Raw genomic sequence first — 26,265 nt, 5'->3', positions numbered from 1 at the left:
CACAAAATACTAAAGGTGTCATAAACTGCAAAGATATATACAGGGTATTTGTCATAATATATAATATAAATATACGTAAATCATTAGTGTTTTAATGATGAAAAGAGAGCAAAAAATATATTTTGCAAGTGACAAGCTTAATAAGTTACAAGATTTAAGTGAGAAGTAACAAGTTTTGGAAGTGGAGGATTGGAAATAAAGCATGTTTTTTATGGTGTTTAAAAACCAACCATAATTTTCAATTTTTCATTCTTAGTTTATACTATTAGAGAGAGGAATGAGACAAAAATAAGGGATGGAGGTGGAGAAAATGAGTGAAATTACACAAATGGAAAGTAAATTTATAGAGAGCAAACCAAAGAAGTTAATAACATTTGTAAAAGGCAATAATATACAAGAAAAAGAGGATGTTATATTAAATAGAATCAGTTTTTTGGAGAATAATTACTGTCTGTATAAAAATGATAAAATACTGTTTATAGTTAGAGAAAGCGAGATAGAAGATCTTAAACTTAAGTATAATAATATAAACAAGATTAATTTCTATGAGAGTTTACTAATGTTAAATAACAATTGTGTTGAAATAAAAACCCTCCTAGATATAACTAAAAATAGTTATATTAAAGATAAGCAATTAATTAAAAGTCACATTCAGCAAAAAATAATAGAAGAAATTCTACCATATGTGAAAAGTAAATTTAAAAGAGTAAAAATATTGGATAGAAATATAGAGTTTTTTATAGAAGAAATAAGATTCATAAAATCCACGGATATGAATCTAAAAAACTATATAGCAATACCTAGACTAGGAAGAAATCTTAGGAAAAATTCATCAGGAAGAGACTCTGTGTATTTATTATTTGAAGAATATAACAAAATTTTAAAAGAAAAAAATTATTATGATTACGAGGATTATTTAAACAATTTAAAAGAAAAATTTAGCAATACATATAGTCATGTAATTATAAATCATGGAGAAGATTTTAGTTTACAAGAAATTAGAACAATAAACAATATGGTTAATATTAACATACCCTATTGTTCTTGTATAATATCTGTAGCTGAAGATGTTAATTTAAAATTAAAGAGTGTATTCAAAAATAGATATAAGACGATTAATTTTAAAAAAGATAAAAAAAAGATAAAAGTGAATTCTATAGAAATAAAAAATAATAAGGTGAGGACTATGGAAAAGTTCAAATATATAGATTTCAGGCATAAAAGAGAATATGATTTTGAAAGAGACTATCTAAATAGTAAAGAATTATTTTTAAATACTAATGGAAAAATTGAAGTAATAAATAATAGCGAATTAAAAGAAATTATTATATATAATGATATAGCTGCAGGTGAGCCTATTCTCATGGTTGATGAAAATGAAGGGGTATTTAACTTGCCGAATTATTTACTTAAGGGTATTAAAAATTGTTTTATGCTAAGGGTAAAGGGCGATAGTATGATTGGTGCTAATATTAATGATGGTGACTATGTAATTATAAGACAACAGTTTTCAGCCAATTCTGGTGAAATTGTTGCAGCAGAATTAGATGGGAGTGCTACATTAAAAAGATTTGTTATAAATAAAAAAAGACCATTTTTAATGGCCGAGAATCCAAAATATGAACCAATAAATCTTATAGAAAAACAAGGTGCTATTATTGGAATTGCTATTGGAGTTGTAAAAAATATATAAATTATCTAATGAAGACTTAGATTAATTGAAAATTGAGAATGAAGGATGTTTTCTTTTAAATTGTGCATTATTTGTAATAAAAAATTATCTGAATGAAAATAGAATGATGTTTATCATTCTATTTTCATGTCTAGATGACTTTACCTTATTTAGATTCAACTAAAGATAAAAGAGCCTGAAGATTATCAAAGGAATAAAATTGTTCTGTAGGTTCCATTCCAAAACCACCTTCTAACTCTCCATTCTTTATTTGGTAATTAAGAAGTTTAGTTCTTAACTTAGTTGATAATTCCCCATCACCATATTTATCAGATAGCCTTAAAGCTATAGCATATATAGATGTAGATTCAACCTTTTCAGTAACTATACCATTAAAGGAATATTTAGTACAAAGATATCCATTAGAGGATATTTCATTTTTTATGAATTCTATAATAGGAGAAATATCTTCCCCATCATCACTTAAACTTTCCCAAACCATTAAAGAATATAAGAGTTCAACCTCATTTTCAGTTGAATAAGTCTTGGTAGATATATCATAAGATTTTTTGAAAAAAATAGAATTTGGAATTTTACCATTTTCTAAAATAGATTTTGTATTTTCCTTTACTTTCATCCAATCTTTATCATAGTATGATAACATGTTCATCCCTTGTAAATCTCCGTAACAAAGAGTGAAGGTTTTAGAAGTTCCAAAATTATCTCTAAAATCACTAGGAACATAATCAATTAAGCTATTTTCTAATAGAGACTTTGATAATTTTTGACTTTCATATCTATACGAAAACTTGTTGAATTTTTCATATCCTAAACACAAAGCTTTAGCTATTCTTATATCATCAATAAATGCAGATGATGGATTTTTATCATTGTTTTCAGTTCGCCAACTAATAAGATTATTATTTAAGATCATATTTTTCTTAACATAATTAAAAGATCTATCAAAAATATCTTGATTATTAATATTTACACCATGAATCATCATAAGACCCTGAGATTCTGATAATACAGAATGACCTTTAGTATCAACATCCTGAGAAGATGAATCTTCATAATTTGTAAAAATTCCACTTTCATCATTAGATAAGTTATTATATATAAAATTTTCAGTTTTAAAACCTTCAGATAGCAGTGTTGAATTTGTTACCATATTTTCAAATGATACAGGTTTAATATAAGGATAAAATATAAATGCTACTATAACTAATAATAAAATTAAAAATAATATTATTAGTTTATAAAATAATGACTTTTTTTTATTCTTCATACAAGCCTCCTAGTTAATAAAGATAGAAACATTATAATTAAATAATAGAATGAATTTTCTTCAGGGTATGTTCTTTCCATCATCCAAATGTCTAAGGGTTTAGCATATAGTATAACACACATTGTAAGAGGATTCAGGGGTTACACATGGGTAGTTATAAGATAAAAAATCAAGTGTAATGTTCAAAATAAAGTTATAGTAATTTCTATTAATTATTAAAATTATAAGGTATAATTAGTATATAGTTTCAATTTTTAAACAATAAGAAAATATTCGGATAAATTCCGTTTCAAGTATATATTTTAACATTAAAGTTGTAAGGTGACTAGTTAGGAGGAAATAGATGGGATACATTATTTTAGATTTAGAATTTAATAATCTATCAGAAATAACAAAATATGATGAAGAATTTTATTGTAAATATCCTCAATTTGTTAATATGGAATGTCCTAATGAGATAATAGAAATAGGAGCAGTTAGACTGGATAAATATTTAAGAGAGTTAGATAGCTTTAAGATATATGTTAAGCCTGAAATTTTTCCTATTCTCAATCCTAAAATAATAGAAATAACAGGAATAAAAGAGGAAGATTTAAATAGGGGAGTTCCATTTATAGAGGCCTTAGAAAACCTTGGAGGTTTCGTTAAAGATGATGACATAATATGCTCATGGGCAAAGGATGATATAGCTGAAATAATAAGAAATTCCCATTATTACAATATAAATCATGTATCTTGGATCAAAAAGTACATAGATATACAAGAATATTGCACTAATGTAATGGGGGAAAAGAAATCCCTAAGTTTAAAAAGAGCATTACAAAAACTATCTATAAGAAAAGATGAAGGAAGACTTCATGATGCATTAAATGATGCTATGTACACTGCAGATGTGTTTAGACGAATATATAACTATAGAATAGTTAAAAATTATATAGTAGAAGATATATTAAATATGCCAGCTTTAACATTAAATAGTTTTGATGATGTATGTATAGATGAAAATAATATAGAATTAAAATGTCCTAAATGTAGTAGTGTATTAGAAATTCAATGCCCACCTAAATTCTTTAATTGGAGATTTGTAGCCCTTTCTAATTGCACAAAATGTAATTGTAAGGTATTACATGAGGTTGTAATAAAACAAACATTAGGTGGAGATAAAGTTTATAAAAACAACGGAATGGTTATAACTGAAGAAGAGTATATGAACTATTCTTATAAATTAGAGAAAATAAGTTAAAGAGGTGAAAGATATGAAAAAGAAATCAAAAATTGCTTTAACAATAGCTGCAGTAGCGGCTTTAGTATCTGTTCTTGTAAATGATAGTAAAGATAAGAAGAATACTATCAATGAATAAGGCACATGAAAGAAAATAACAAGTCCAAGATGCCATGTATATTTTGTGTCAGACAAGGAAGTGATATTAGTTCATAGCATAGACTATGAGCTAATATTGCTGACGAAGTATTGCACAAAATATACTAACATACGACTTGTTATTTTTTTGAATGTGCCTAAAGTAATTCTAATGAAGATAGAATGATAAGCATTAGTAAACTAATTTAATTAGTTACAAGTTAGTGATGTTTTTCTTCATGCTCATTAAAAAAACTTAAAATTCAATATATCATAATAAAAAATTATCTAAAAAAAGTGAGGTATAAGCATTAGTAAACTATCTGATGACAACTAGTATTATTGGTATAAAAAAACTTTATAGGGCTTTAAGAATTCCAATTGTTTGAACCTAGTAAGCTTTTGGAATTTAGCCATATGAAGTTTTTTTATGTCTTAAAATACTTTGTGTATTTAGGTAGTTTGTGTTGCTTAGATCTCACTTTTAGGTTTAGATAAATTTACTTATTTTTTAAGAATATATTTGATATTATTGATACAATATCTTTAAAAGTAGAAAGATAGGTATCTATATTTTCCTTTGCCACTATAGCAGAAGCAGTAGTTTCAACTGCAACATCAGAAATATCTTTTACATTATCAGAAATATCTTTTATATTTTCACTAGTTTGAGGCAAATTATTTAATGTAGAATTTATATTAGATTCATTTTTTTCAATTAGTTTATTTATATTAGAAATAAGGCGTATTAGCTTGTATGATACTATAGATATGAAAACTAAAGCTATAGAAGCTAGTAAACCTAAAAACAAATATCCTAATGTAGATATAGCTATCATTTAATCACACCTTAAAATTATTGGTTTTCTTTGCACTCATTTTCTTCAGTACATTCTTCACACTCTGGACAACTGTTAGTGTCAGAAACAATTTTATTAGTAGTTTCTTCTGAACACTTTCTCTTTTCATTTAGGTATTCAGAGATTTTGAATTTTGCTTCTTTAGATTTTGTAGCTAAAGTTTCTTTTGTTTCAACAGCTTTAGCTTTCACATTTCCATTTAAATCTTTAGCAGAGTTAACAATAGTTTCTCTAGTGTCTTTACCGGATTTTGGAGCCATTAGTATTCCAGCAACAGCTCCAGCTAAAATACCTATACCAGCTCCAGTTGCCAATTTTTTAGTTGCTAATTTTTTGTTTTTTAGTTCTGCTTCTTTTCTTTTTTGAGCGATAATATTTTTTAACATGTAAATCATTCCTTCCATTATATAGTATAAAATATTAAATTAAGAATTTTAAATGAATTTATACTAATGAGTATATCAGAATATGGGGAATTTTGCTATAAATATCTGGTGATTTATTTTTAAATTAACAGTAAATTAAACTTTTTAATAAGTTAACAAAAACTACATAAAAATTAAAAGTTTGTTTAGTGTTTTGATATGGAAAAGTAGTGTGTATATATGATAAAATGTAGGTGATTGAAATATACTAATATTTCAATAATATAAGTAAAGAGTAAATATTGAACTTAATATTAGAGTAAAATAATGTTATTTAAAAATTAAGATATACTATATATTTATAGTAGTATTACTCTAATAAAATTCTATATTTTTTGGAAAGGATGGGCCATGAATATAGCATTTTTTTTAACACCAAAAAGTGAGGTTATTTATGAGGATATAGAATCTACCATGAGACAAGTTATGGAGAGAATGGAGTATCACGGTTATACGGCTATACCATTAATAAATAATGCAGGAAAGTATGTTGGTACTTTAACTGAGGGCGACTTGCTATGGAAACTTAAATCTACTCCAGATCTTAACTTTAAAAATACCAATAAGGTAAAGGTAGAGGATATTCCAAGAAAAAGAAAGCATAAACCAGTAACCATAAATTCCGACATAGAAAACTTAATATCTTTAGCTGTAAGTCAAAATTTTGTGCCAGTTGTAGATGATAATGGGATATTTATAGGAATAATAAAAAGAAGTGACATTATAAATTATTGTTATAATGCCATACCTAAAGAAGAAAAAAGAAAGATAATATAAAATTTGAGTAGTAGAAATCTTTAAATAGAAAAGCATTGAAGTTAGATAGTTTTAATAAAATATTAAAACTTATGACTATATCAATGCTTTTCTAGTGAATTTAATTATATTTAAATGTAAGTAAAAGATTGACTTTTAAACTAATTCAAATGTATAACTAAAGAAGGATTAAAAGAATAATTGTAGTATTATAATAATATATAAAGAGAATATTAAGACATAGAATTATAAATTTTCAAATGTCAAATAGAGGTGTAAAAATGAAAATAAGAAAAGCTATAATACCAGCAGCTGGACTTGGTACTAGATTTCTTCCAGCAACAAAAGCTCAACCAAAGGAAATGCTACCAATAGTAGATAAGCCAACGATACAATATATAATAGAGGAAGCTATACAATCAGGAATAGAGGAAATATTAATAATTACGGGAAGAAATAAAAAATGTATAGAGGATCACTTTGATAGATCAATAGAGCTTGAAATGCAATTAGAAAAAAGCGGTAAAGATGAACTTTTAGAACTTGTGAGAGATATATCAGATATGGTAGATATACACTATATAAGACAAAAGGAACCTAAAGGACTAGGTCATGCTATAAATTGTGCAAAAACTTTTGTAGGAGATGAACCATTTGCAGTGCTTTTAGGTGATGATATAGTTTATAACGAAAATAAACCATGCTTAAAACAACTTATGGATTGTTATGAAGAATATCAAACATCTATACTAGGAGTTCAAACAGTTCCAGAAAAAGATGTTTCAAAGTATGGCATTGTTAATGGTCTACATATAGAAGATAGAGTGTATAAAGTAAAGGGACTTGTAGAGAAACCATCTGTGGAAGAAGCACCAACTAATGTTGCAATATTAGGAAGATATATAATAACTCCTAAGATATTCGAAATATTAGGAAACACAAGACCAGGTAAAAATGGTGAAATTCAACTTACAGATGCTTTGTTAACATTAATACAACATGAGGCTATGTATGCGTATGATTTTGAAGGAAGAAGATATGATGTTGGAGATAAGTTAGGATTTTTAGAGGCAACTGTAGAGTATGCACTTAGAAGACCAGAACTTAAAGAGGAATTTGAAGAATACTTAAAATCTATTTTAAAATAGATTTTATTTGAGTTGTAAGTTAAGAAAAACTTGCAATTCAAATAAAAATATATATAAAAAGTGAGTGGGTATAAGCAACACGAACTAGCTGGATACACATATCATTCTAAGTAATAAAAAGCATTAATGGCTAAATTCCGACAACTTGCTTCGCTTCGAACAGATTGGAATTATTAACGCCATCAATGTTTTTTATAACAAGAATGATTGATGTTCGCCAGATAGTTTGCTAATGCTTATACCCACTCATTTTTATGAATTTTTTAGTTAGCTATTTCTTTTTAGTATATTGTTCAAAAGATATTATATCCTGCTTATCAATAGAAGGTAACTTGATTTTGGAATTATTATATCCTGTTAAATGAGTTGAACTTCTAAATTTCACAGTAGTTTTATTATCTATAGTCATGTCAAAAGATATGTCCATAGCATGAATTACATCTTCTTTGTTAATATATACGTTTGTTTTTACGTCAGATAATTTAATTCCCTTTATGGCAGATTGTAAATCTTTTTCAGTTTTGTACTGATAACCTAAAAAGGATTTAGCAACATTAATTAAATTATCATGGACATCTTTGCTAGGTATAGTTTCTTCTAAAGTTTTAACATTTATATCCCTTCCATCTGCATTTATGGTGGAATCCTTAAAGTCCAATGATCTTTCGCTTAATTTAGATAACAATTTGTCAGCTAATAAGTTGTAAGGCTGATCACTAAGGGTATATATGTCACCAATCATTTCGGTAAATTTTGGAGTAGTGCTCATATCTACAAATTTATCGTTTTTTATTGGTTTTAGTAATAATGAGTTATCATTCACATATAATTCAGATGTTAATGATTTATTTTCAACAGTTTTTTTATAAAAATTGCTTCCATTATCTTTTGATACAATATCAAATTCAAGTCTTATATTTTTATCAGTAGATGAGCCTTGAGTTAATCCTGAGAATTCCATATTAATTACTCCACTTTGAGTAAAATTATCAAGTAACTTAGTTGTTTCAATAGCCTTTGAAAGTTGAGGATCAAGTTTTTTATCTTCAACAGTAGTTGTTTTTAAATCGCTGAAAGTTATATTAGAACAACCAGAAAACAACATACTAGTAGCTATTATTGGTAATATTAATTTAAAAGCTTTTTTCATTGCGTAAACCTCCTTGCCTATATAGAAATGATATTACAAAATACACATATTTTCAACATAAAGTACAAATAACATTATGTACAAATAAAGAATAGAATATGCTATTATTATAAATAATAATAGTTATTATTTGTTTGAGGGATTTTAAAAAATGATTATAGCGAATTCGCAAGCTAATAACTTAGATTACAATAATAAATTTAACATAAATTTAGACGGGCTTATAGAGGAAGATATAGGATAAAGTATATAAATGTTTAAAAAATTTTAAAAAAGTATTGTAATTTTAAATTAAGAGAACTATAATTAAATCAAATAGCACCCCTGGGGGGTGGGGAGGTAATTTTGTGAATGATGAAAGAAAAAAGGCTTTACAAGCTCTTAAGACAGCAAGGGGACAAATAGATGGAATTATAAATATGATTGATGAAGAAAGATATTGTATTGATATATCAAATCAGATTATAGCGGCATCAGCTCAATTAAAAAGAGCAAATATGATAATATTAGAAAATCACATGAATCATTGTGTAAAAGAAGCATTTTTGCATGATGGAGGAGAAGAAAAAATAAAAGAGGTTATGAGTGTTTTAAATAAACTAATAAGTAAATAATTTATGCATTAATAGAAATAGGTGGTGAGAAAGTGGTTACTAAAACTTTAAAAATAGAAGGAATGACATGCGCGGCTTGTGTTAAAGCTGTAGAAAGAATTTGTAAAAAATTGAATGGTGTTGAAAAAGCAAGTGTAAACATAGCAACAGAAAAACTTACAATAACATTTGATGAAAGTAACATATCTTTAGAAGTAATAAAAAGTGCAATAGATAAAGGCGGATATAAAGCTAATGATGAAAATATAAAGAAAGAATTTAAGATAGAGGGAATGACATGTGCAGCTTGTGCTAAAGCTGTAGAACGTATTTGTAGAAAACTAGATGGTGTTGAAGAGGCAAGTGTAAATATAGCAACAGAGAAGCTTACAATAACATTTAATCCAAGTGTCACAAGAGTATCGGATATAAAAAATGCTATAAATAAAGGTGGGTACAAAGCACTAAATATTGATGATGCTAATAGTTCGAATAATAGTGACAAAAAGTTTGATGAAATGAAAGGGCTTTGGAGAAGATTTATAATATCTCTTATATTTACAATACCTTTATTGTATGTGTCTATGGGGCATATGATTGGATTACCAATACCAACTTTTTTAAATCCATCTTACAATGCTTTAAATTTTGCATTAGCTCAGTTAATATTAACAATTCCAGTAGTATATGAAGGTAGGAATTTCTTTAAAATCGGATTTAAGGCATTAATTACTAAGAATCCTAATATGGATTCCTTAATTTCAATAGGAGCATTGGCAGCTGTATTTTATGGTATATTCGCATTAATACAAATTTCAAAAGGAAACAATCATTATACACATGAACTATATTTTGAGTCAGCAGCAACTATTCTTACATTAATAACATTAGGAAAATATTTAGAAAGTATAACAAAAGGCAAAACATCAGAAGCAATAAAAAAACTTATGAATCTTGCACCGAAAATGGCTACAGTTATTAAGGATGATAAAGAAATACTTATACAACTGGATGAGGTAATGACAAATGATATTTTAGTAGTTAAGCCAGGAGAAAAGCTTCCAGTAGATGGTGTAATTATAGAAGGAGAAACTTCTATCGATGAATCAATGCTTACAGGGGAGAGTATGCCAGTAGATAAAAGTATTGGGAGTAATGTTATCGGAGCATCAATAAATAAAAATGGATATATAAAATATAAAGCTACAAAGGTCGGTAATGATACAGCATTAGCGCAAATCATAAAATTAGTAGAGGATGCTCAGGGCTCTAAAGCTCCAATTGCAAAACTTGCAGATATTATATCAGGTTATTTTGTACCAATAGTAATTTCTTTAGCTATAATATCATCTTTAGCATGGTATATAAGCGGTAAGGATGTTGTATTTAGTTTAACAATATTTATATCTGTGTTGGTAATAGCTTGTCCCTGTGCATTAGGATTAGCTACACCAACAGCTATAATGGTTGGTACAGGAAAGGGTGCTGAAAATGGAGTTTTAATTAAAAGTGGAGAAGCTCTTGAAACTACACATAAGATAAATACAATTATTTTTGATAAAACAGGTACTATAACTGAAGGTAAGCCAAAGGTTACAGATATTATAACTATAAGTGGTGACAAGGAAACAATTTTATCTATGGCTGCTAGTTGTGAAAAGGCATCAGAACACCCTTTAGGGGAGGCCATAGTTAATTATGCAAAAGATAATAATATAGATTTTAAACCTGTAGAATACTTTAAATCTATTTCAGGTAAAGGAATAGAAGCTTTCATAGAAAATAAAAAAATATTTATAGGTAATTCTAGGCTTATGATAGAAAATAATATTCATATGAAGGATGGGGATGTTATTGGAGAAAATTTATCTAAAGAGGGTAAAACTCCAATGTTTATGTCAGTAGATGGGCAACTTAGTTGCATAATTGCAGTTGCAGATACAGTTAAATTAAGTAGTAGTAAAGCTATAGATGTGCTTCATTCAATGGGTATAAGTGTTATCATGATTACAGGTGATAATTATAATACAGCTAAGGCTATAGCAAATCAAGTTAACATTGACAATGTAATAGCAGAGGTTCTTCCAGAAAATAAGGCTGAAGAGGTAAAAAAACTTCAACAAAAAGGAAAAGTCGTTGCAATGGTTGGAGACGGAATAAATGATGCACCAGCATTAGCAGCATCAGATATAGGTATAGCAATTGGATCTGGAACAGATATAGCTATTGAATCAGCAGATATAGTTCTTATGAGAAGTGATTTAATGGATGTACCAACAGCTATAAATTTAAGTAAGAAAACAATATTAAACATAAAAGAAAATTTATTTTGGGCATTTGGTTATAATAGCTTAGGAATACCAGTAGCTATGGGAATATGGTACGCTTTTGGAGGAAAACTACTTAATCCCATGATAGCGGCATTAGCAATGAGTTTTAGTTCAGTTTCAGTTTTATTAAATGCTTTAAGACTTAAAGGATTTAAGGCTTTTAAGTATTAAGATATATTATCAAGCGATTCTTAGCTTCATATGTTAAATGACACAAGTATCTAACTTAGGCACATTCAAAAAATAACAAGTCAGTATAAAAATAGCCATGACAAGGGGAGTTGTACCTTGTACATCACATATAAAGAGGAGAGAATATTATGAAAAAGGTAATTATTAATGGTATGAGTTGTATGCACTGTGTTAAGCATGTTACAGATGGGTTAATGGAAGTAGATGGAGTAACAAGTGTAAATGTGGATTTAGCATCAAAGACAGCTAAAATAGAAGGTGTTATTTCAGAAGAACAAATAAAAGAAGTAATTGTTGATGATTTAGAATTTGAAGTTGTTTCAATAGAAGAAATATAAAAAACAAGGATCGTGATATTGAGTCATGATCCTTGTTTTTTATTAGTAATTTGAACTTTCGTATAATGATGCTATAGCGTCAAATTCTTCTCCATCTGTTATTTCACCAAAATCATCTCCAGAGATATTGGAATAGTAATGGAGTATAAATTTATCCTGAGAATTCATTATATTTTCTATGGCAATATATTTTTTATCATTCACGCAATCTTCCATAGTTGCAAGAACTTTATATCTATTAGTATTGCCACTATTATTATTAGTTAATTCTAAAGTAAAGTTTTCATGAAATGTTATATTATACTGTTCATGATCACATTTTTTTATATATGATTTAGACTTGCAACCAGCACATGATGCAAAGTTGCATTGTGCAGTGCAATTTAAACAGGCACATTTTGAACAATTTTCTAGCTGAACTAAAGATTCATTATTATCTCTCTTATATGAATCTAAAAGAGAAGTTGAGTTATCAGTTTTAAATAAAGATTTAAATCCAGTATTTTTTTTTGCTTCTAATTCTGCAGAATCAAGTAGAGAGAGATACTTTTTTATTACTGGAAATTTAACTGCATATTTTCTCTTATTTAATATAGATGAATCTAAAAATGGATATATATTGTCTATAGCATAACTTATATCTACAAATATTTTTCCATAATGATCCTTATCAGTCTTTATATAATCTTGAGATTTTGACATATAATCACCTATTAACTATTATTTATTTTATTTATACTTTTCAAGTTCATTATCTAGTGCTGATGGTGAAGATACTGAATTAGGGTTTTTATATTTTTCAAGTTCAGATTCTAAATCAAGGTCATTTAAGGCTTCAAATTCCTTTTCTAAAGAATTATCTGATTTAAGATCAGCTAAACCTTCAGCCATAGATTCTTTTCTTTGAATTTTTCTTTCTATATCATCTATATTAATTTTATTAGATGAAGTTTGAACATTTGCAAGTATCTCATTAACTTGTTTAGATGCTTCGGCATTGTTATATCTAGCAGCAGCTTCATCTCTATAAGTTCTAGTTTTTTCAATTTCTTCTTCTAAAGATCTTAAATTATTTTTTATTACTTCAGCTTTTTGTTTAGCATCAACATAGCTTTTCTCTAAATTAGAATAATTTTTATCAGCATCTAATTTTTTAGCTAAAGCTTTTTTAGCTAATTCTTCATTTCCTTTAGACAAGGCAAATTTAACTTTAGAATCAAAATCGGATGATTCTTTTTTTGCAGAGTCTATTTTTTTCTCTATTTCATGAACATTTCCTAGAATTTGAGCAGAAGATAGTTTAGCTTTACTTAAGCTATCCTCCATATCTCTAATTTTTTGATCCAAAAGTTCTACTGGATTTTCCATATTATCTAATTGGTTATTAACCTTTGCTCTAAACATATTTGACATTCTATTAAATACTCCCATGATATATCCTCCTAAAAATTAAATATATTTTATATTGTATTGTATATTGTACCTTATTTAAGTGTAAGTTTTGTGACAATTATTTATATTTTCTATCAATTATTTTTTTTATTATCTTAATTACTATAAATATAACCAAAATTAGTATTATTAAACTTAACATGCTTCCAAACATACTACCACCATTTGAAGTTCCATAATAGCTTCTACTAAATGGATTACCTCCGAAAAATGGTATTGGAATAAAGCTTCTTTTTGTTTTACTCCCATCATTAGAAGATGATTGAGAGTTTTGGGATCCATTGTTGCTTTGTCCAGTACTTGGAGAAGAAAAATCTCCTGATTTAAAATCACCTGAAGACGATTTACCTCCACTGGATGTTGATCCATTTTTATCTGATGAATTACTGAATGATCCTGATTTAAAGTCACCTGAAGATGATTTACTAGAACTAGATTTTGTACTGCTTTTTGAATTACTACCATTTGATGACTTAAAAGATCCAGACTTAAAGCTTCCAGATGATGATTTACTAGAAGTTGAAGCTTTACTGCTAGAACTAGAGGATTTACTACTAGAACTAGATTTTGCCATAGCTATTTGAGTGCTATTATTAGTTTTTAATGAAAAAAAATCAAAATCTAAATAACTAGTAAAAGTAAAAATTACTATTAAAAACAATGAAATAAAAAAGCGCTTTTTATTTTTAATTTTTCTCACCTCCTGATGATTTAAATAGTATGAAATTATTATATGGTAAAACATAACTTATAACAATGCCTATTTTAACGCTTTTTGGGTTAAAATAAACTATGAGTAGAAGTGGGATTGTAAAAGGTTTTTAAATCTTAAGTTTTCTCGTTTTATCTATCGTTTTATATAGTAATAGATACTATGTAATTAAATTAGAAGATAATATAATTATATAGTCCTCATTATAGTTTATATTAATATATGGAATAAATGAATATAAATAAGCTTAAATTATTTATTTTTTTACATGATTAAATTATTAAGTTGAAATAAGCATAGATTTTTTTGTAAAATAAGAATATTAGAACATAAGAACCTAAGGAGGTATTAACATGAATAATGAAGTTACAATGGATGAATTTTTAAAAGACTATGATCTTAAAAAGCTTTCAACTGGAGATATAATTAAGGGAATCATATTAAGTGTTAGTTCTAATGAGGTAATAGTTAATATAAATTATATGAAGGATGGGCTTCTTCCTAAAAATGAATTTGTTAACAATATGGAAGATGACTTAAATGATGTTGCAAAAGTTGGAGATGAAGTTAAGGTTATGATTGTAACTCTAAATGATGGGGAGGGTAATTTAATTCTTTCTAAAAAAAGAGTTGATATAAAAGAAGCATGGAATAATTTAAAAACTGACTATAAAAACAATAATAATATAAATATTACGATAAAAGAAGAGGTAAAAGGTGGAGTTATTGGTGTGGATGAAAATGAAATAAGAGTTTTTATGCCAGCATCTCAAAGCTCACTTAATAGAGAAAAAAGTTTGCAAAGTTTAATTGGAAAAACTTTTGGAGTGAAAATTATAGAGCTTGATAAAGAAAAAAATAAAGTTGTTGTATCAAAAAGAGTATTAGAAGAAGAAATTTTAAAAAACAAAAAAGAGAAACTTTGGAATGAGCTTACTGTTGGAGAAAAAAGAAAAGGCAAGGTTGTAAAATTAACTAATTTTGGAGCTTTTGTAGATATTGGAGGGATACAAGGGTTAGTTCACTTAAATGATTTAAGCTGGAAAAGAGTAATTAAACCAGAAGAAGTTGTTAATATAGATGATGAAGTCATGGTATATATAATTGGATTAGATAAAGAAAAAAACAGGCTATCTTTAGCTATAAAAGATGTAGATAAAAATCCTTGGAATACAGTTTCTAATGATATAAAAGTTAATAGCATAGTCAATGGAAAAGTTATAAAAATTATACAGGTAGGAGCTATAATTGAATTAAAGGATGGAATAGAGGGATTAGTTCACATATCTGAAATTTCAGAAGAAAGAATAGCAAAACCATCAGATATATTGACTGTAGGCCAAGATGTTAGAGTTAAAATTCTGGATATAAGCGAAAAAAACAAGAGAATTTCTCTAAGTATAAAAGATGCTATAGAAAGACCACAGGAAGATTTTTCAAAGTATATGGATGATGAAGAATCAACACTTGGAGATGTTTTAGGCGATAAATTGAAAGGTTTATTTAAATAAAGAAAAAATATGTCATGGATATATGTTTTTACGATCCATGGCATATTTTTTATTGTATACGATGAAGTTATAGATTTTTTTAATCTTAAACTTGCTACTTTGTTATTTAGTAAGAATCGATTGACCGTATTACTAATTCCAAGAAAGGTTTAAATTAAGTTTATATCAATTAATAAAAGTATTACAAAGCATTATACGTTATATCGATAGAATAAATATCAAAATATTTGAATAACTTAATTGAATTTTATTACATATACTTGAAAATAATGCTATAATTATGTAAAAGTATTGTATTTGAAATTATATAAAAACAATCCTAAAGAAATAGAGTATGTTATTTATGTAATACTATATACTAATAGGGGCGTTTTTGTTATAATAGTAAAGAATAAATAATAAATACTAAGCAAATATAGGGATTTATGAGGAGTGAGTAGACATGAATAATAGAATATTGGGAAAAGTAAGCAAGTATGAAGTTTTTAAGTATTTTGAAGATATATCAAAGATTCCAAGGGGATCTGGTAATGAAAAAGCTATAAGTGATTATTTAGTGTCATTTTCTAAGTCTCTTGGGTTAGAAGTTATTCAGGATGAATTTCTAAACGTTATCATAAGGAAGAATGGAACAGTAGGTTATGAGAATTCTCCAATGATTACGATACAAGGTCATATAGATATGGTTTGTGAAAAGAACGGGGAAATAGAGCATGATTTTGAGAAAGACCCTATAAAATTAAGGGTTGATGGAGATTATATATATGCAACTAACACAACGTTAGGAGCTGATAATGGTATAGCCGTTGCATATGCTATGGCATTACTTGCATCTAAGGATTTAAGTCATGCGCCTTTAGAAGTATTTTTAACTGCAGAGGAAGAAACAGGAATGGGTGGGGCGTTAGGAATAGATCCTAAAAATATTAAAGGTAAAACTTTAATAAACATAGATTCAGAAGAGGAAGGAAAACTTTTAGTTAGCTGTGCTGGAGGAGTTAGGACAGAGGTAAGTATACCAATAGAGCGTATAGATTCGCCAATAAGTGAAGCAGCAGATTGTGTAATTAAAATAAGAGGATTACAGGGTGGACACTCTGGAATGGATATAGATAAGGAAAGAGGAAATGCTAATAAAATTATGGGAAGGTTTTTAAATAAACTGAGCAGGAGATTAGATATTTATCTTATAGATATAAATGGGGGAGCTAAGGACAATGCAATTCCAAGAGAATGTGATGCAACTATAAAAATATATAGTAGTTCTTTAGAACTGTTAAAAGATAGAGTTAATATGTTTAATGATATAGTAAAGAACGAGCTAGCTTCATCTGATAAGGATATAAATATTGATCTTGAAATGTTGGACAAGAAAAAGAGCAAGTGTTTATCTAAGTCTTGTACAGAAAAAGTTATAAAATTTCTTTATTTAATGCCCAATGGTATATATTCTATGAGTAAAAATATAGAAGGGTTAGTTCAAAGTTCAAGTAACATTGGAACAATATCAACAAAAGAAGATCACATTGTTATAAGAAGTGCAGTAAGAAGTTCTGTAGAATCATTAAAGTCAGACATTGTAGACATGACTAAGGCTTTAGCAATTCTTGTTGGGGCAAATATTTCTGTTGAGTCTGATTATCCAGCATGGCAGTATGAAAAAGAATCTAGAGCAAGAGATGTTTTTTCAAATGTATATGAAAAAATGTATGGAAAGAAACCAGAGGTTACAGCTATTCACGCAGGACTTGAATGTGGATTATTTAAAAAGAAATTTGAAAATGTGGACATGATATCTTTTGGACCAGATTTACATGATGTTCATACTCCAAATGAACATATGAATATAAAATCGGTAGAGAGATGTTGGGATTACTTGGTTGAAGTGTTAAAAGAATTAAAATAATTATTTTAGTAAGCTGAATTGAAAGTGTTGCTTTTAATTCAGCTTAATTTTGTTTTACAATTGAAAGTGTATTCATTATAATAATTTTATAAGCTAAATGCTTTAGAAAGGAGCATGTAATTATGAAATGGTTAGATAAGTTAGATAGTAAGTTTGGAAAGTTTGCTATTAAGAATTTAATGCTTTATATAATAATTGCTAATGCTATTATATATTTTGTAATATTTTTCATGGGAAGAACAGATATAGTACAATTTCTTTACTTAGATACTGGAAAGGTTATGAGTGGAGAAATATGGAGGTTATTTACATTTGTATTATTGCCACCTATGACAAGTCCGTTCTTTTTAGTGTTTGCATTATACTTTTATTATTTAGCAGGAAATGGTCTAGAACATCAATGGGGATCATTTAAATTTAATTTCTATTATTTTTCAGGAATGATAGGAATAATCATTGCATCATTTATAACAGGCGGGATAAGTAATGCTACATTTCTTAATTTATCATTGTTTTTAGCATTTGCTAGATTATATCCAGATTATGAAATATTATTATTTTTCATATTACCGATACCAGTTAGATATATGGCTATATTTAATTGGTTATATATGGGATATAACTTCATATTCTCAGATAACCAATATAGAATTTTAATAGTATTTTGTTTATTAAACTATTTTGTGTTCTTTGGTAAGGAAATAGTAGTAAGTACAAAGAATAAAAAAAGGTCACATAGATATAAAGCAGCCACAGAAACTTATGTTAATAGCAAAAATTACATTCATAAATGTGAGGTTTGTGGAATAACAGATGTAGATAATCCAAACATGGAATTTAGATATTGTTCAAAATGTAATGGACACTATGAATATTGTATTGATCACTTGAAAAATCATGAACATAAGAAATAAAAATTGAAAACTTTATTTAGTTGCAAGTAATAAGAGTTGAGGTTAATTTAAAATTTTTAATTAAAAAGTAGCTTATCCATTTTAAAATCTGTAGATAACTTTATTGAGTGATGAAACATATGGAATTTTAAGTTGAAAACTTTAATGAGTGACAAGTTATGAGTTACAAGTGACAAGAGTTGAGGATAAATCTTCACAGGAAGATTTCAACATCAATTTGTCACTTTTAACTTGTCACTAAAAAAGTGCATAGCCATTTTTAGTCTAAATTAATGGTAAAAAAATTGAAAATTCAGTTCCTTCATTTAATTCACATTCAAGAGAAACAGATCCATTATGTTTCTCAATAATATCTTTTGTTATACTAAGACCAATACCACTTCCACTGTTTTTAGAATTTCTAGAAACATCAACTTTTACAAAAGGATTAAATATATTTTCTTTTAATTCTTTTGGAATTCCGATACCATTATCCTGTATTTTTATTATAAATTTTTTATCTAATGAAAATCCCTTAATTATTAATACCGTTCCTTCATGGTTGTACCTGAGGCAATTACTTATTAAATTTCCAATTGCTCGCATTAAATGATTTTCATCTATATTAACATAAAATGGATCATCTGGGATATCGAAAATATAATTAAAGTTTTTTTCTTCAATTTCTGATACGTAAGATGCAATAACCTCTCTTAAAAATTCACATATATCAGTTTCTTTAAAATTTAATTTAAATCCCTCACTTTGAAGTTTAGAAAAATTAAATAAATCTTGAATAAGAGAATTTGCCCGTACAGTGTTATTATTTATTATAACTAAATATTTATCTTTCTCTTCTTGAGAAATATTAGGATTATTTAGGATGTAATCAGAATATCCTAATATATTAGCAAGTGGATTCTTTAAGTCGTGAGATATATCTAATATAAGTTTTTTTCTTATATTTTCAGAGTTTTCTTTGAGTTTTTGTTCTTCCTGTATTTTTTTTGCCATATTGTTAAATGAATCACTTAATTGACCAAATTCATTATTAGATTTTAAATAAATCCTCGTAGAATAATCCCCGGCTGAAATTTTTTTAACACCTTCCATTAGAGCACGTAGTGGCTTTATAAATGCTTTTGAAGAACTCTTAGAATATATTATAAATGATATTAAAAATATAAAGAATGAAAGTATTGTAGATAGAATTATGAAATAACTTGGTTTCAATTTATAAGAATTCATTAAACCAGTATAATGACTTTTAGGTATTGCTATAACCAATAATAGATTATCAGTTTCATTATAAAAAGTTTTATAGCTAAATTGTGAATTTGGGTCATCATAATAATTTCCACTTAATACATCATTAAAGTCTACTAGAGAATAAGAAGTTCTGTTATTAGGTGTTTTTCCTTTAGAATATACAACATCCCCAGAATTATTTACTATTTCTACATACCCACCAGCCTCTTCTATTGGTATTGTATGTAGATTAGAATAATCGTTTTTAAGAAAAGCAGGAATATTCTCAGACAGATAGTTATCAATTATATAATAATCATCAAGATACATTGATGCACCGAAAATTACCAATACAATCAAAGTAATTGTCAATATAAATGTAGTTAAAAGATATGACAATATATAATTTCGAAAAAGTAGATTAGATACCTTGCTTTTTTTCTTTGGAAGTCTAAATTTAAAAAATTTCATATTTAAACCCTCTCTAGTTTATATCCTATTCCACGTATAGTCTTTAGATATTTTGGATTTTTTTGATCATCCTCTATCTTATCCCTTAAGTGGCTTATATGAACCATTATTGTATTATCATCCCCATAATAGGTGTCTTGCCAAACAGTTTCGTATAGCTGTTTTTTAGTATAAACTTTACCAGGAGAAGACATTAGTAGTTCTAAAATTTTATATTCCTTTGCATTTAACTCTAAATTAATATTGTTCTTACATACTGTACAACTATCTTTATCTAAGACTAAATTACCAACTATTATATTATCTTGCCTTTTTTCGTTATTACTGTATTTTAAATATCGTCTTAATTGTGCATTTACTCTAGCTATAAGTTCAACTGGAGAAAATGGTTTTACAACATAATCATCTGCACCTAATCCGAGTCCTAGTATCTTATCAGTATCTTCTCCACGAGCAGTTAAAAAGATAACTGGTATTTCAGATGTTTCTCGTATTGATTTTATAAGAGAAAATCCATCCATAACAGGCATCATGACGTCTAATATAGCTAGATTTATTTCTGTTTTATTTAAAATGTTAAGAGCATCCAAACCATTTTCAGCTTCATATACCTTAAAACCTTCTTTTAATAAATGAAGTTTTACAAGTTCTCTCAAATCCTGTTCATCTTCTGCTATTAAAATATTCATTGAAACATCACCAACCTTAAAATATTATAATATATATTCTTTATAAGTAAGTCATAAATTATTAATAATATTATAATCTAAAAAAACATTTAAATGAAGGAATAGATGTACAATAATATCAAACTATAATAATAATTCTAAGGAATAGCTTATAAAAGCATTAATATGCTTAGACATTCTTATTTTAAGTAATACTTTTAATTATTAGAAATAAATTAATTAAATTGCTAAAATTAGAATGACTAAAATCTTAGATTATGTAATATAATAGCCTATGGTTAATGAATGGGTAATACTATATCATAGTATATAAACAAGGTATATTTAGAGGAGTGATAAAATGATTAAAACAGAGAATTTTAAATTTATAGATAGAGATGGAACTAAAATAAATTGTTATAAATGGTATAGAGATCAGGGTGAGCATAAGGCAATAATACAAATATCACATGGGATGTCAGAAAATATATTTAGATATGATGAATTTGCTAGATTTCTTGCAGGCAATGGGTATATTGTTTATGGACATGATCATAGAGGTCATGGAGAAACAGCAAATACATTAGAAGATATAGGATATATGAGTGATGATAATAATTTTACAGCAATGGTAGATAATTTAAGGGATTTAAATCAGAATATATTAAAAGAAAATAAGAGTTTGCCAATAATATTATTTGGTCATAGTATGGGATCATTCATATCTCAAAGATACATACAAATGTATGGAAATGAATTATCTGGAGTTATACTTTCTGGAACTAATGGAAAGCATAACTTTACAGTAAATTTAGGAATCATTCTTTCTGCTATTGAAACCAAATTAAAGGGAAGAAAACATAAAAGTAAAATGATGGATAAACTATCTTTTGGAGGATTCAATAGAAATATAGATAAGCCTAGGACTAATTTTGATTGGTTATCTAGAGATGAAAAAGAAGTAGATAAATATATAGAAAATCAATATTGTGGGATAGTTTTTTCAACATCATATTTTCATGATTTTACTAAGGCATTAAAGTATATTCAAAACAAAGGTAACTTAAATAAGATACCTAAAAATCTACCGATATATATTTTTGCTGGTGATAATGACCCGGTTGGATATAAAGGTAAGGGAATAATAAATTTATATAATACTTATAAAAAATTAGGAATTAAAAATGTAAGTTATAAACTTTATAAGGATGGAAGACATGAAATGTTAAATGAAATAAATAAAAAAGAAGTAATGGAAGATACCATTAAATGGATTAATTCTATTATTTAATAAGAATATAAGTGTCATGGACATAATAAGTATATATAAATTATGTTTAGGAGAGATAATATGAAAAATATATTTAAAGTAAATGGAAAAATAGATATTGGTTCATTAATAATCAGCATTCTTATATCAGGAGGGTTAGGATTTATATCAGCAATTTTTACTGTAGGAAGTTCTAATCAATATATTCAATTAGAAAGACCTTGGTTTGCACCTCCACCAATAGTTTTTAGCATAGTATGGCCTATATTATATCTTCTTATGGCAATAGCAGCATATAGAATATATATGATTGGGAAAGAAGGAACAAATGTAAAAGGTGCATTAACACTTTATGGTATTCAATTAATTTTAAATGTTCTTTGGAGTTTTATATTTTTTAAGTTTAGACTATATGGATTAGCATTTGTTGAACTGGTAATTTTATTTATATTTATAGTATTAACGACAATATCATTTTTTAAGAAAGATAAAATTGCTGGAATTCTTATGGTTCCTTATGTATTATGGGTTGCTTTTGCTGGAATCCTAAATTTTTTTATATGGATGCTTAATGAAATGTAGCATTGTTACGATACAGAAAAAAATATAAAATCAAGGATTTTTTCACTGTTAGTAGAATAATTTAACTAAAGATATAGAGTGAATCAATGGGGGGATTTTAATTATGTTTATAAAAAATGCAAAGATATATACCATGGCTGGAAAAGTTTTGGAAAATGGATGTATATTAATTGAAAATGGGAAAATAAAAAATGTAGGTGAAAACATAGAGTGTAATGATAGCAATGTAATAGATGCCAATGGAGGTACTGTTATACCAGGTATGATAGATGCACACTGTCACATAGGTATAATTGAGGGAAGTAAAGGATTTGAGGGTAGTGATGTAAATGAGATGACTGATCCAATAACACCACATTTAAGAGCTATAGATGGGGTATATCCATTTGATGAGTATTTTCCTAAGGCTGTTAAGGCAGGTGTTACAACAGTCATGACTGGGCCAGGAAGTGCAAATGTTATAGGTGGTCAATTTATAGCAATGAAGACATATGGAACAAACGTGGATAGAATGGTGGTGTTAGAACCAGCTGCTATGAAAATTGCTTTTGGAGAAAATCCTAAAAGAGTTTATAATGGTAAAAATAAAATGCCTATGACAAGAATGGCAACAGCTGCTTTGTTAAGGCAAACTTTAATTGAAGCTAAAAATTATAAGTTAAAAAAGGAAAAGGCTTTGGAAAAGGGAGAACATTTTGATATCAATATAAAAATGGAATCTTTGATTCCTGTAATAGATAAAAAAATGGTATTAAAGGCTCATTGTCATAGAGCTGATGATATATTAACAGCAATAAGAGTCGCTAAAGAATTTGATGTGAATTTAACCCTTGATCATTGTACAGAAGGGCATTTAATCACTGAATATATAAAAGAGGCTAAAGTACCAGCGATAGTTGGTCCAACTATGAGTTTTAATTCTAAGATAGAGCTTATTAATAAATCTTTTACTACACCATCAACTTTGATTAAAGCTGGAATTAAAGTTGCAATAATGACAGATCATCCAGTTATAGAAATTCAATATCTTCCTATATGTGCTGGACTTGCAGCTAAGGAAGGGGATATTACATTTGAGGAAGCACTATCAACAATAACTATTAATGCAGCAGAGATATTAGGGGTTGATGATAGAATAGGATCCATAGAAATAGGAAAAGATGCTGATATTGTTATATTAGATGGAAGTCCATTTGACTTAACTTCCAATACGCTTTATACAATAATAAATGGAGAAATAGTATATAGACAAACTAAATAAAATATTTTATAGCGGCTTAGTTCATAAAATAAAAGAACTAAGCTGTATTTTTTAAATACATTACTTGAATTAATACACTAACCATGGATATAATTATCTTTGAGACTATTTAGAAATAGGTGAAGAAAATATGAAGACATTAATTTTAGCTGAAAAGCCATCTGTTGGTAGAAATATAGCAGATGCTTTAAAATGTAAGACAAGACATGATGGATATTTAGAAGGAGAAAATCATATTATAACTTGGGCATTTGGACATTTACTAACTTTATATGATTGTAAAGATTATGATAAGTCTATGGAAAAATGGGATATTAATAAATTTCCATACATACCACAACATTTTAAATACAAGGTAAAAACTCAGGGAGGATATAATTCAAAAATAGATACTGGAGCTAAAAAACAGTTAAACATTATAAAATCGTTAATTGATAGAAATGATGTTGATAGAATAATAACAGCTACAGACTTTGATAGAGAAGGAGAACTTATTTCAACGCTGATATATCAGTACATAAATGTTGAAAAACCAGTTTATAGAATACTTATAAATGAGTGGACTGAAGACGAAATAAGAAGAGGACTTAATAAACTCAAAACAAATGATGAAATGCTTAATTTACAATCTGCTGGTATTTCTAGACAATGGCTAGATTGGGTTATAGGAATAAATTTTACAACTGTTTCAACACTGAAATATGCTAGAGGAAAAGGAAATGTGCTTAACGTAGGTAGAGTCTTAATGCCTACTTTAAAGATGGTTTATGATAGAGAAATGGAAATAGAAAAATTTAATTCTCAAAAATATTATGAGCTTTATGTAAATTTCAAAGCTAAAAATGGAAAGTATAAAGGAAAGTTTTTTCATGATAAATTAGAAAAATTCCCTAAAAGAGAAAGTGTAGAAAAGTTGAAAAATGAGATTGATGGGAAAGATGGAACTGTTATTTCTATAGATGAAGAAAATAAGAAGGAAATTCCACCAGTATTATTTAATATGACTAATCTTCAAGGCTATATGACATCAAAGCATAAAGGATGGACAGCAGACAAGGCTTTAAAGGTAGCACAAAGCCTTTATGAAAAAAAGCTTATAACATATCCTAGAACTTCAAGTACGGCATTAGAAGAAAGCTTAAAGGATAAAGCAAAGAAAGTTTTAGATGTCCATAAAAAGGGGCTAAGTTGTGAAAAAGAAATTATTTTTTCAGAAAGCAAAAGAATATTTAATAATGACAAAGTAGAGAGCCATAGTGCAATAATTCCAACTTATATAATTCCAAGGGTTTTAACTCCTGACGAGCAAAAATTATATGATGCAATAAAGGAAAGATTCCTAGTGCAATTTATGGAGGCTGCGGAATTTAAGGTAACTGAGGTTATAACTATGATTAAAGGCGAAAAATTTGATAGACTTTTTAAGACAAAAGGAAAAGTTATGGTCAAAGAGGGATATTTAAAGCTTTCTTCAGATAAGAAAAAAAAGGATGAAATACTAATTTCATTAGATAAGGATGAAACTGTTAAGAATATATCTTCAAAGATAGAAGAAAAATCTACTAAACCTCCAGCACACCACACGGAAAAAACTTTGCTAAAGGCTATGGAGACATGTGGTAAAAACAGGAGCTCTAGAGATGAGGATGATAAAGAGGAAGAAGCATCAATGGAGGTTCTTAAAGGATATTCCATAGGGACGGCAGCAACAAGGGCTGAGATAATAAAAAAATTAAAGGATACAAAATATATAAAAACACAAGGTAAATCACTTTTGATAACAGAAAAGGGTAAAAAATTAGTTGAAATATTCCCTATAAAAGAGTTATTAGATACAGACTACACAGGTAGGATGGAAAAGGCTTTATATGACATAGAAAAGGGAAAATTAGATCAGAAAACTTTTTTAGATTATATATTTAAATTCACATTCAATGGGGTGCAAAAAATAAAAAGAGATAGATTTATAACTATTGGAGTTTCTGAAAATATAAAAAATGAGACAAAGCAGAGTTAACGTGCTTTGTCTCTTTTTTTATTGTATAGAAAGTTATACAAATTTTTAATCCTAAAATGCTGATTAAACCTAAAGTTAAAGGGCTTTTGAATTGAAAATTGAGAATTTACAATTGACAATGTTGGATGAAATCTTCTTAATAAGATTTCTAAAATAAAAAAA

The 26,265-nt window shown here is 27.4% G+C and carries 23 protein-coding genes; 14 read left to right on the top strand and 9 right to left on the bottom strand.

Annotation, left to right across the window (positions count from 1 at the left end):
- The first annotated feature begins 310 nt into the window (after positions 1–310).
- A complete protein-coding gene (locus tag BM119_RS08175) occupies positions 311–1,693 on the top strand; it encodes a LexA family protein (RefSeq protein WP_177199357.1) in 1,383 nt (460 codons plus the stop codon).
- Between the two features lie 145 nt (positions 1,694–1,838).
- On the opposite strand, the gene BM119_RS08170 is transcribed toward BM119_RS08175, so the two are convergent.
- Positions 1,839–2,960 carry a glycosyl hydrolase family 8 gene (locus tag BM119_RS08170; protein WP_090040461.1) on the bottom strand — a complete coding sequence of 374 codons (1,122 nt, stop codon included), beginning with the start codon at positions 2,958–2,960 and terminating at the stop codon, positions 1,839–1,841.
- A 343-nt stretch (positions 2,961–3,303) separates the two neighbouring features.
- On the opposite strand from BM119_RS08170, the gene BM119_RS08165 reads away from it, so the two are divergent.
- Complete coding sequence (locus tag BM119_RS08165; RefSeq protein WP_090040460.1) at positions 3,304–4,203, top strand: 3'-5' exonuclease; 900 nt, start codon at positions 3,304–3,306, stop codon at positions 4,201–4,203.
- 617 nt (positions 4,204–4,820) lie between these two features.
- Here BM119_RS08165 and BM119_RS08160 read toward each other — a convergent pair.
- Entirely contained in the window at positions 4,821–5,159 is a 339-nt protein-coding gene (locus tag BM119_RS08160) for a hypothetical protein (RefSeq protein WP_090040458.1), read from the bottom strand.
- A gap of 17 nt (positions 5,160–5,176) precedes the next feature.
- Positions 5,177–5,566: a YtxH domain-containing protein gene (locus tag BM119_RS08155; protein ID WP_090040456.1), complete on the bottom strand. Its 390-nt coding sequence runs from the start codon at positions 5,564–5,566 to the stop codon at positions 5,177–5,179.
- A gap of 390 nt (positions 5,567–5,956) precedes the next feature.
- Between BM119_RS08155 and BM119_RS08150 the strand changes: the two genes are divergently transcribed.
- Together BM119_RS08150 and galU are read left to right on the top strand one after the other, a co-directional pair.
- Positions 5,957–6,382: a CBS domain-containing protein gene (locus BM119_RS08150; RefSeq protein ID WP_090040455.1), complete on the top strand. Its 426-nt coding sequence runs from the start codon at positions 5,957–5,959 to the stop codon at positions 6,380–6,382.
- 260 nt (positions 6,383–6,642) lie between these two features.
- Complete coding sequence (gene galU, locus BM119_RS08145; RefSeq protein WP_177199356.1) at positions 6,643–7,509, top strand: UTP--glucose-1-phosphate uridylyltransferase GalU; 867 nt, start codon at positions 6,643–6,645, stop codon at positions 7,507–7,509.
- Between the two features lie 271 nt (positions 7,510–7,780).
- On the opposite strand, the gene BM119_RS08140 is transcribed toward galU, so the two are convergent.
- Complete coding sequence (locus BM119_RS08140) at positions 7,781–8,659, bottom strand: hypothetical protein (RefSeq protein WP_090040451.1); 879 nt, start codon at positions 8,657–8,659, stop codon at positions 7,781–7,783.
- A 347-nt stretch (positions 8,660–9,006) separates the two neighbouring features.
- On the opposite strand from BM119_RS08140, the gene BM119_RS08135 reads away from it, so the two are divergent.
- From BM119_RS08135 to BM119_RS08125, 3 genes are all read left to right on the top strand, one after another.
- Positions 9,007–9,273, top strand: a complete 267-nt coding sequence (locus BM119_RS08135) for a metal-sensing transcriptional repressor (RefSeq protein WP_090040449.1) — start codon at positions 9,007–9,009, stop codon at positions 9,271–9,273.
- A 32-nt stretch (positions 9,274–9,305) separates the two neighbouring features.
- Positions 9,306–11,753, top strand: coding sequence for a heavy metal translocating P-type ATPase (locus BM119_RS08130; RefSeq protein WP_090040448.1), 2,448 nt, complete (start codon positions 9,306–9,308; stop codon positions 11,751–11,753).
- 149 nt (positions 11,754–11,902) lie between these two features.
- Positions 11,903–12,112 carry a heavy-metal-associated domain-containing protein gene (locus BM119_RS08125; protein WP_242948373.1) on the top strand — a complete coding sequence of 70 codons (210 nt, stop codon included), beginning with the start codon at positions 11,903–11,905 and terminating at the stop codon, positions 12,110–12,112.
- A gap of 42 nt (positions 12,113–12,154) precedes the next feature.
- Here BM119_RS08125 and BM119_RS08120 read toward each other — a convergent pair whose 3' ends face one another.
- From BM119_RS08120 to BM119_RS08110, 3 genes are all read right to left on the bottom strand, one after another.
- Positions 12,155–12,814, bottom strand: coding sequence for a DUF1292 domain-containing protein (locus BM119_RS08120; protein WP_090040444.1), 660 nt, complete (start codon positions 12,812–12,814; stop codon positions 12,155–12,157).
- Positions 12,815–12,841: 27 nt separating this feature from the next.
- Complete coding sequence (locus BM119_RS08115; protein ID WP_090040443.1) at positions 12,842–13,543, bottom strand: PspA/IM30 family protein; 702 nt, start codon at positions 13,541–13,543, stop codon at positions 12,842–12,844.
- Positions 13,544–13,622: 79 nt separating this feature from the next.
- Positions 13,623–14,225 (bottom strand): hypothetical protein, encoded by a 603-nt coding sequence (locus tag BM119_RS08110; RefSeq protein WP_177199355.1) that lies wholly within the window; start codon positions 14,223–14,225, stop codon positions 13,623–13,625.
- A gap of 404 nt (positions 14,226–14,629) precedes the next feature.
- Here BM119_RS08110 and rpsA point away from each other — a divergent pair, with 404 nt between their 5' ends.
- From rpsA to BM119_RS08095, 3 genes are all read left to right on the top strand, one after another.
- Complete coding sequence (rpsA, locus tag BM119_RS08105; RefSeq protein WP_090040441.1) at positions 14,630–15,787, top strand: 30S ribosomal protein S1; 1,158 nt, start codon at positions 14,630–14,632, stop codon at positions 15,785–15,787.
- Positions 15,788–16,229: 442 nt separating this feature from the next.
- Positions 16,230–17,693 (top strand): aminoacyl-histidine dipeptidase, encoded by a 1,464-nt coding sequence (locus BM119_RS08100; RefSeq protein WP_090040439.1) that lies wholly within the window; start codon positions 16,230–16,232, stop codon positions 17,691–17,693.
- A gap of 122 nt (positions 17,694–17,815) precedes the next feature.
- The gene (locus tag BM119_RS08095; protein ID WP_090040438.1) at positions 17,816–18,607 is read left to right on the top strand and encodes a rhomboid family intramembrane serine protease; all 792 of its coding nucleotides are present in this window, start codon (positions 17,816–17,818) and stop codon (positions 18,605–18,607) included.
- Positions 18,608–18,871: 264 nt separating this feature from the next.
- Here the strand turns inward: BM119_RS08095 and BM119_RS08090 are convergent, their stop codons facing one another.
- Together BM119_RS08090 and BM119_RS08085 are read right to left on the bottom strand one after the other, a co-directional pair.
- Positions 18,872–20,305, bottom strand: a complete 1,434-nt coding sequence (locus tag BM119_RS08090; RefSeq protein WP_090040436.1) for a HAMP domain-containing sensor histidine kinase — start codon at positions 20,303–20,305, stop codon at positions 18,872–18,874.
- 2 nt (positions 20,306–20,307) lie between these two features.
- On the bottom strand, positions 20,308–20,994 hold the full coding sequence (locus BM119_RS08085; protein ID WP_090040435.1) for a response regulator transcription factor: 687 nt from the start codon (positions 20,992–20,994) through the stop codon (positions 20,308–20,310).
- A 343-nt stretch (positions 20,995–21,337) separates the two neighbouring features.
- Between BM119_RS08085 and BM119_RS08080 the strand changes: the two genes are divergently transcribed.
- The 4 genes from BM119_RS08080 (at position 21,338) to BM119_RS08065 (ending at position 26,103) form a co-directional block, all read left to right on the top strand.
- On the top strand, positions 21,338–22,264 hold the full coding sequence (locus tag BM119_RS08080) for an alpha/beta hydrolase (RefSeq protein ID WP_090040562.1): 927 nt from the start codon (positions 21,338–21,340) through the stop codon (positions 22,262–22,264).
- Positions 22,265–22,324: 60 nt separating this feature from the next.
- Positions 22,325–22,825 (top strand): TspO/MBR family protein, encoded by a 501-nt coding sequence (locus BM119_RS08075; protein WP_090040433.1) that lies wholly within the window; start codon positions 22,325–22,327, stop codon positions 22,823–22,825.
- Between the two features lie 103 nt (positions 22,826–22,928).
- Positions 22,929–24,086: an amidohydrolase gene (locus BM119_RS08070; RefSeq protein WP_177199354.1), complete on the top strand. Its 1,158-nt coding sequence runs from the start codon at positions 22,929–22,931 to the stop codon at positions 24,084–24,086.
- Between the two features lie 130 nt (positions 24,087–24,216).
- Positions 24,217–26,103 (top strand): type IA DNA topoisomerase, encoded by a 1,887-nt coding sequence (locus tag BM119_RS08065; RefSeq protein WP_090040430.1) that lies wholly within the window; start codon positions 24,217–24,219, stop codon positions 26,101–26,103.
- Positions 26,104–26,265: the final 162 nt, after the last annotated feature.

The organism is Clostridium frigidicarnis, assembly GCF_900111985.1.
Taxonomy (GTDB): domain Bacteria; phylum Bacillota; class Clostridia; order Clostridiales; family Clostridiaceae; genus Clostridium_Z; species Clostridium_Z frigidicarnis.
This window is presented reverse-complemented; position numbering and strand designations above follow the sequence as displayed.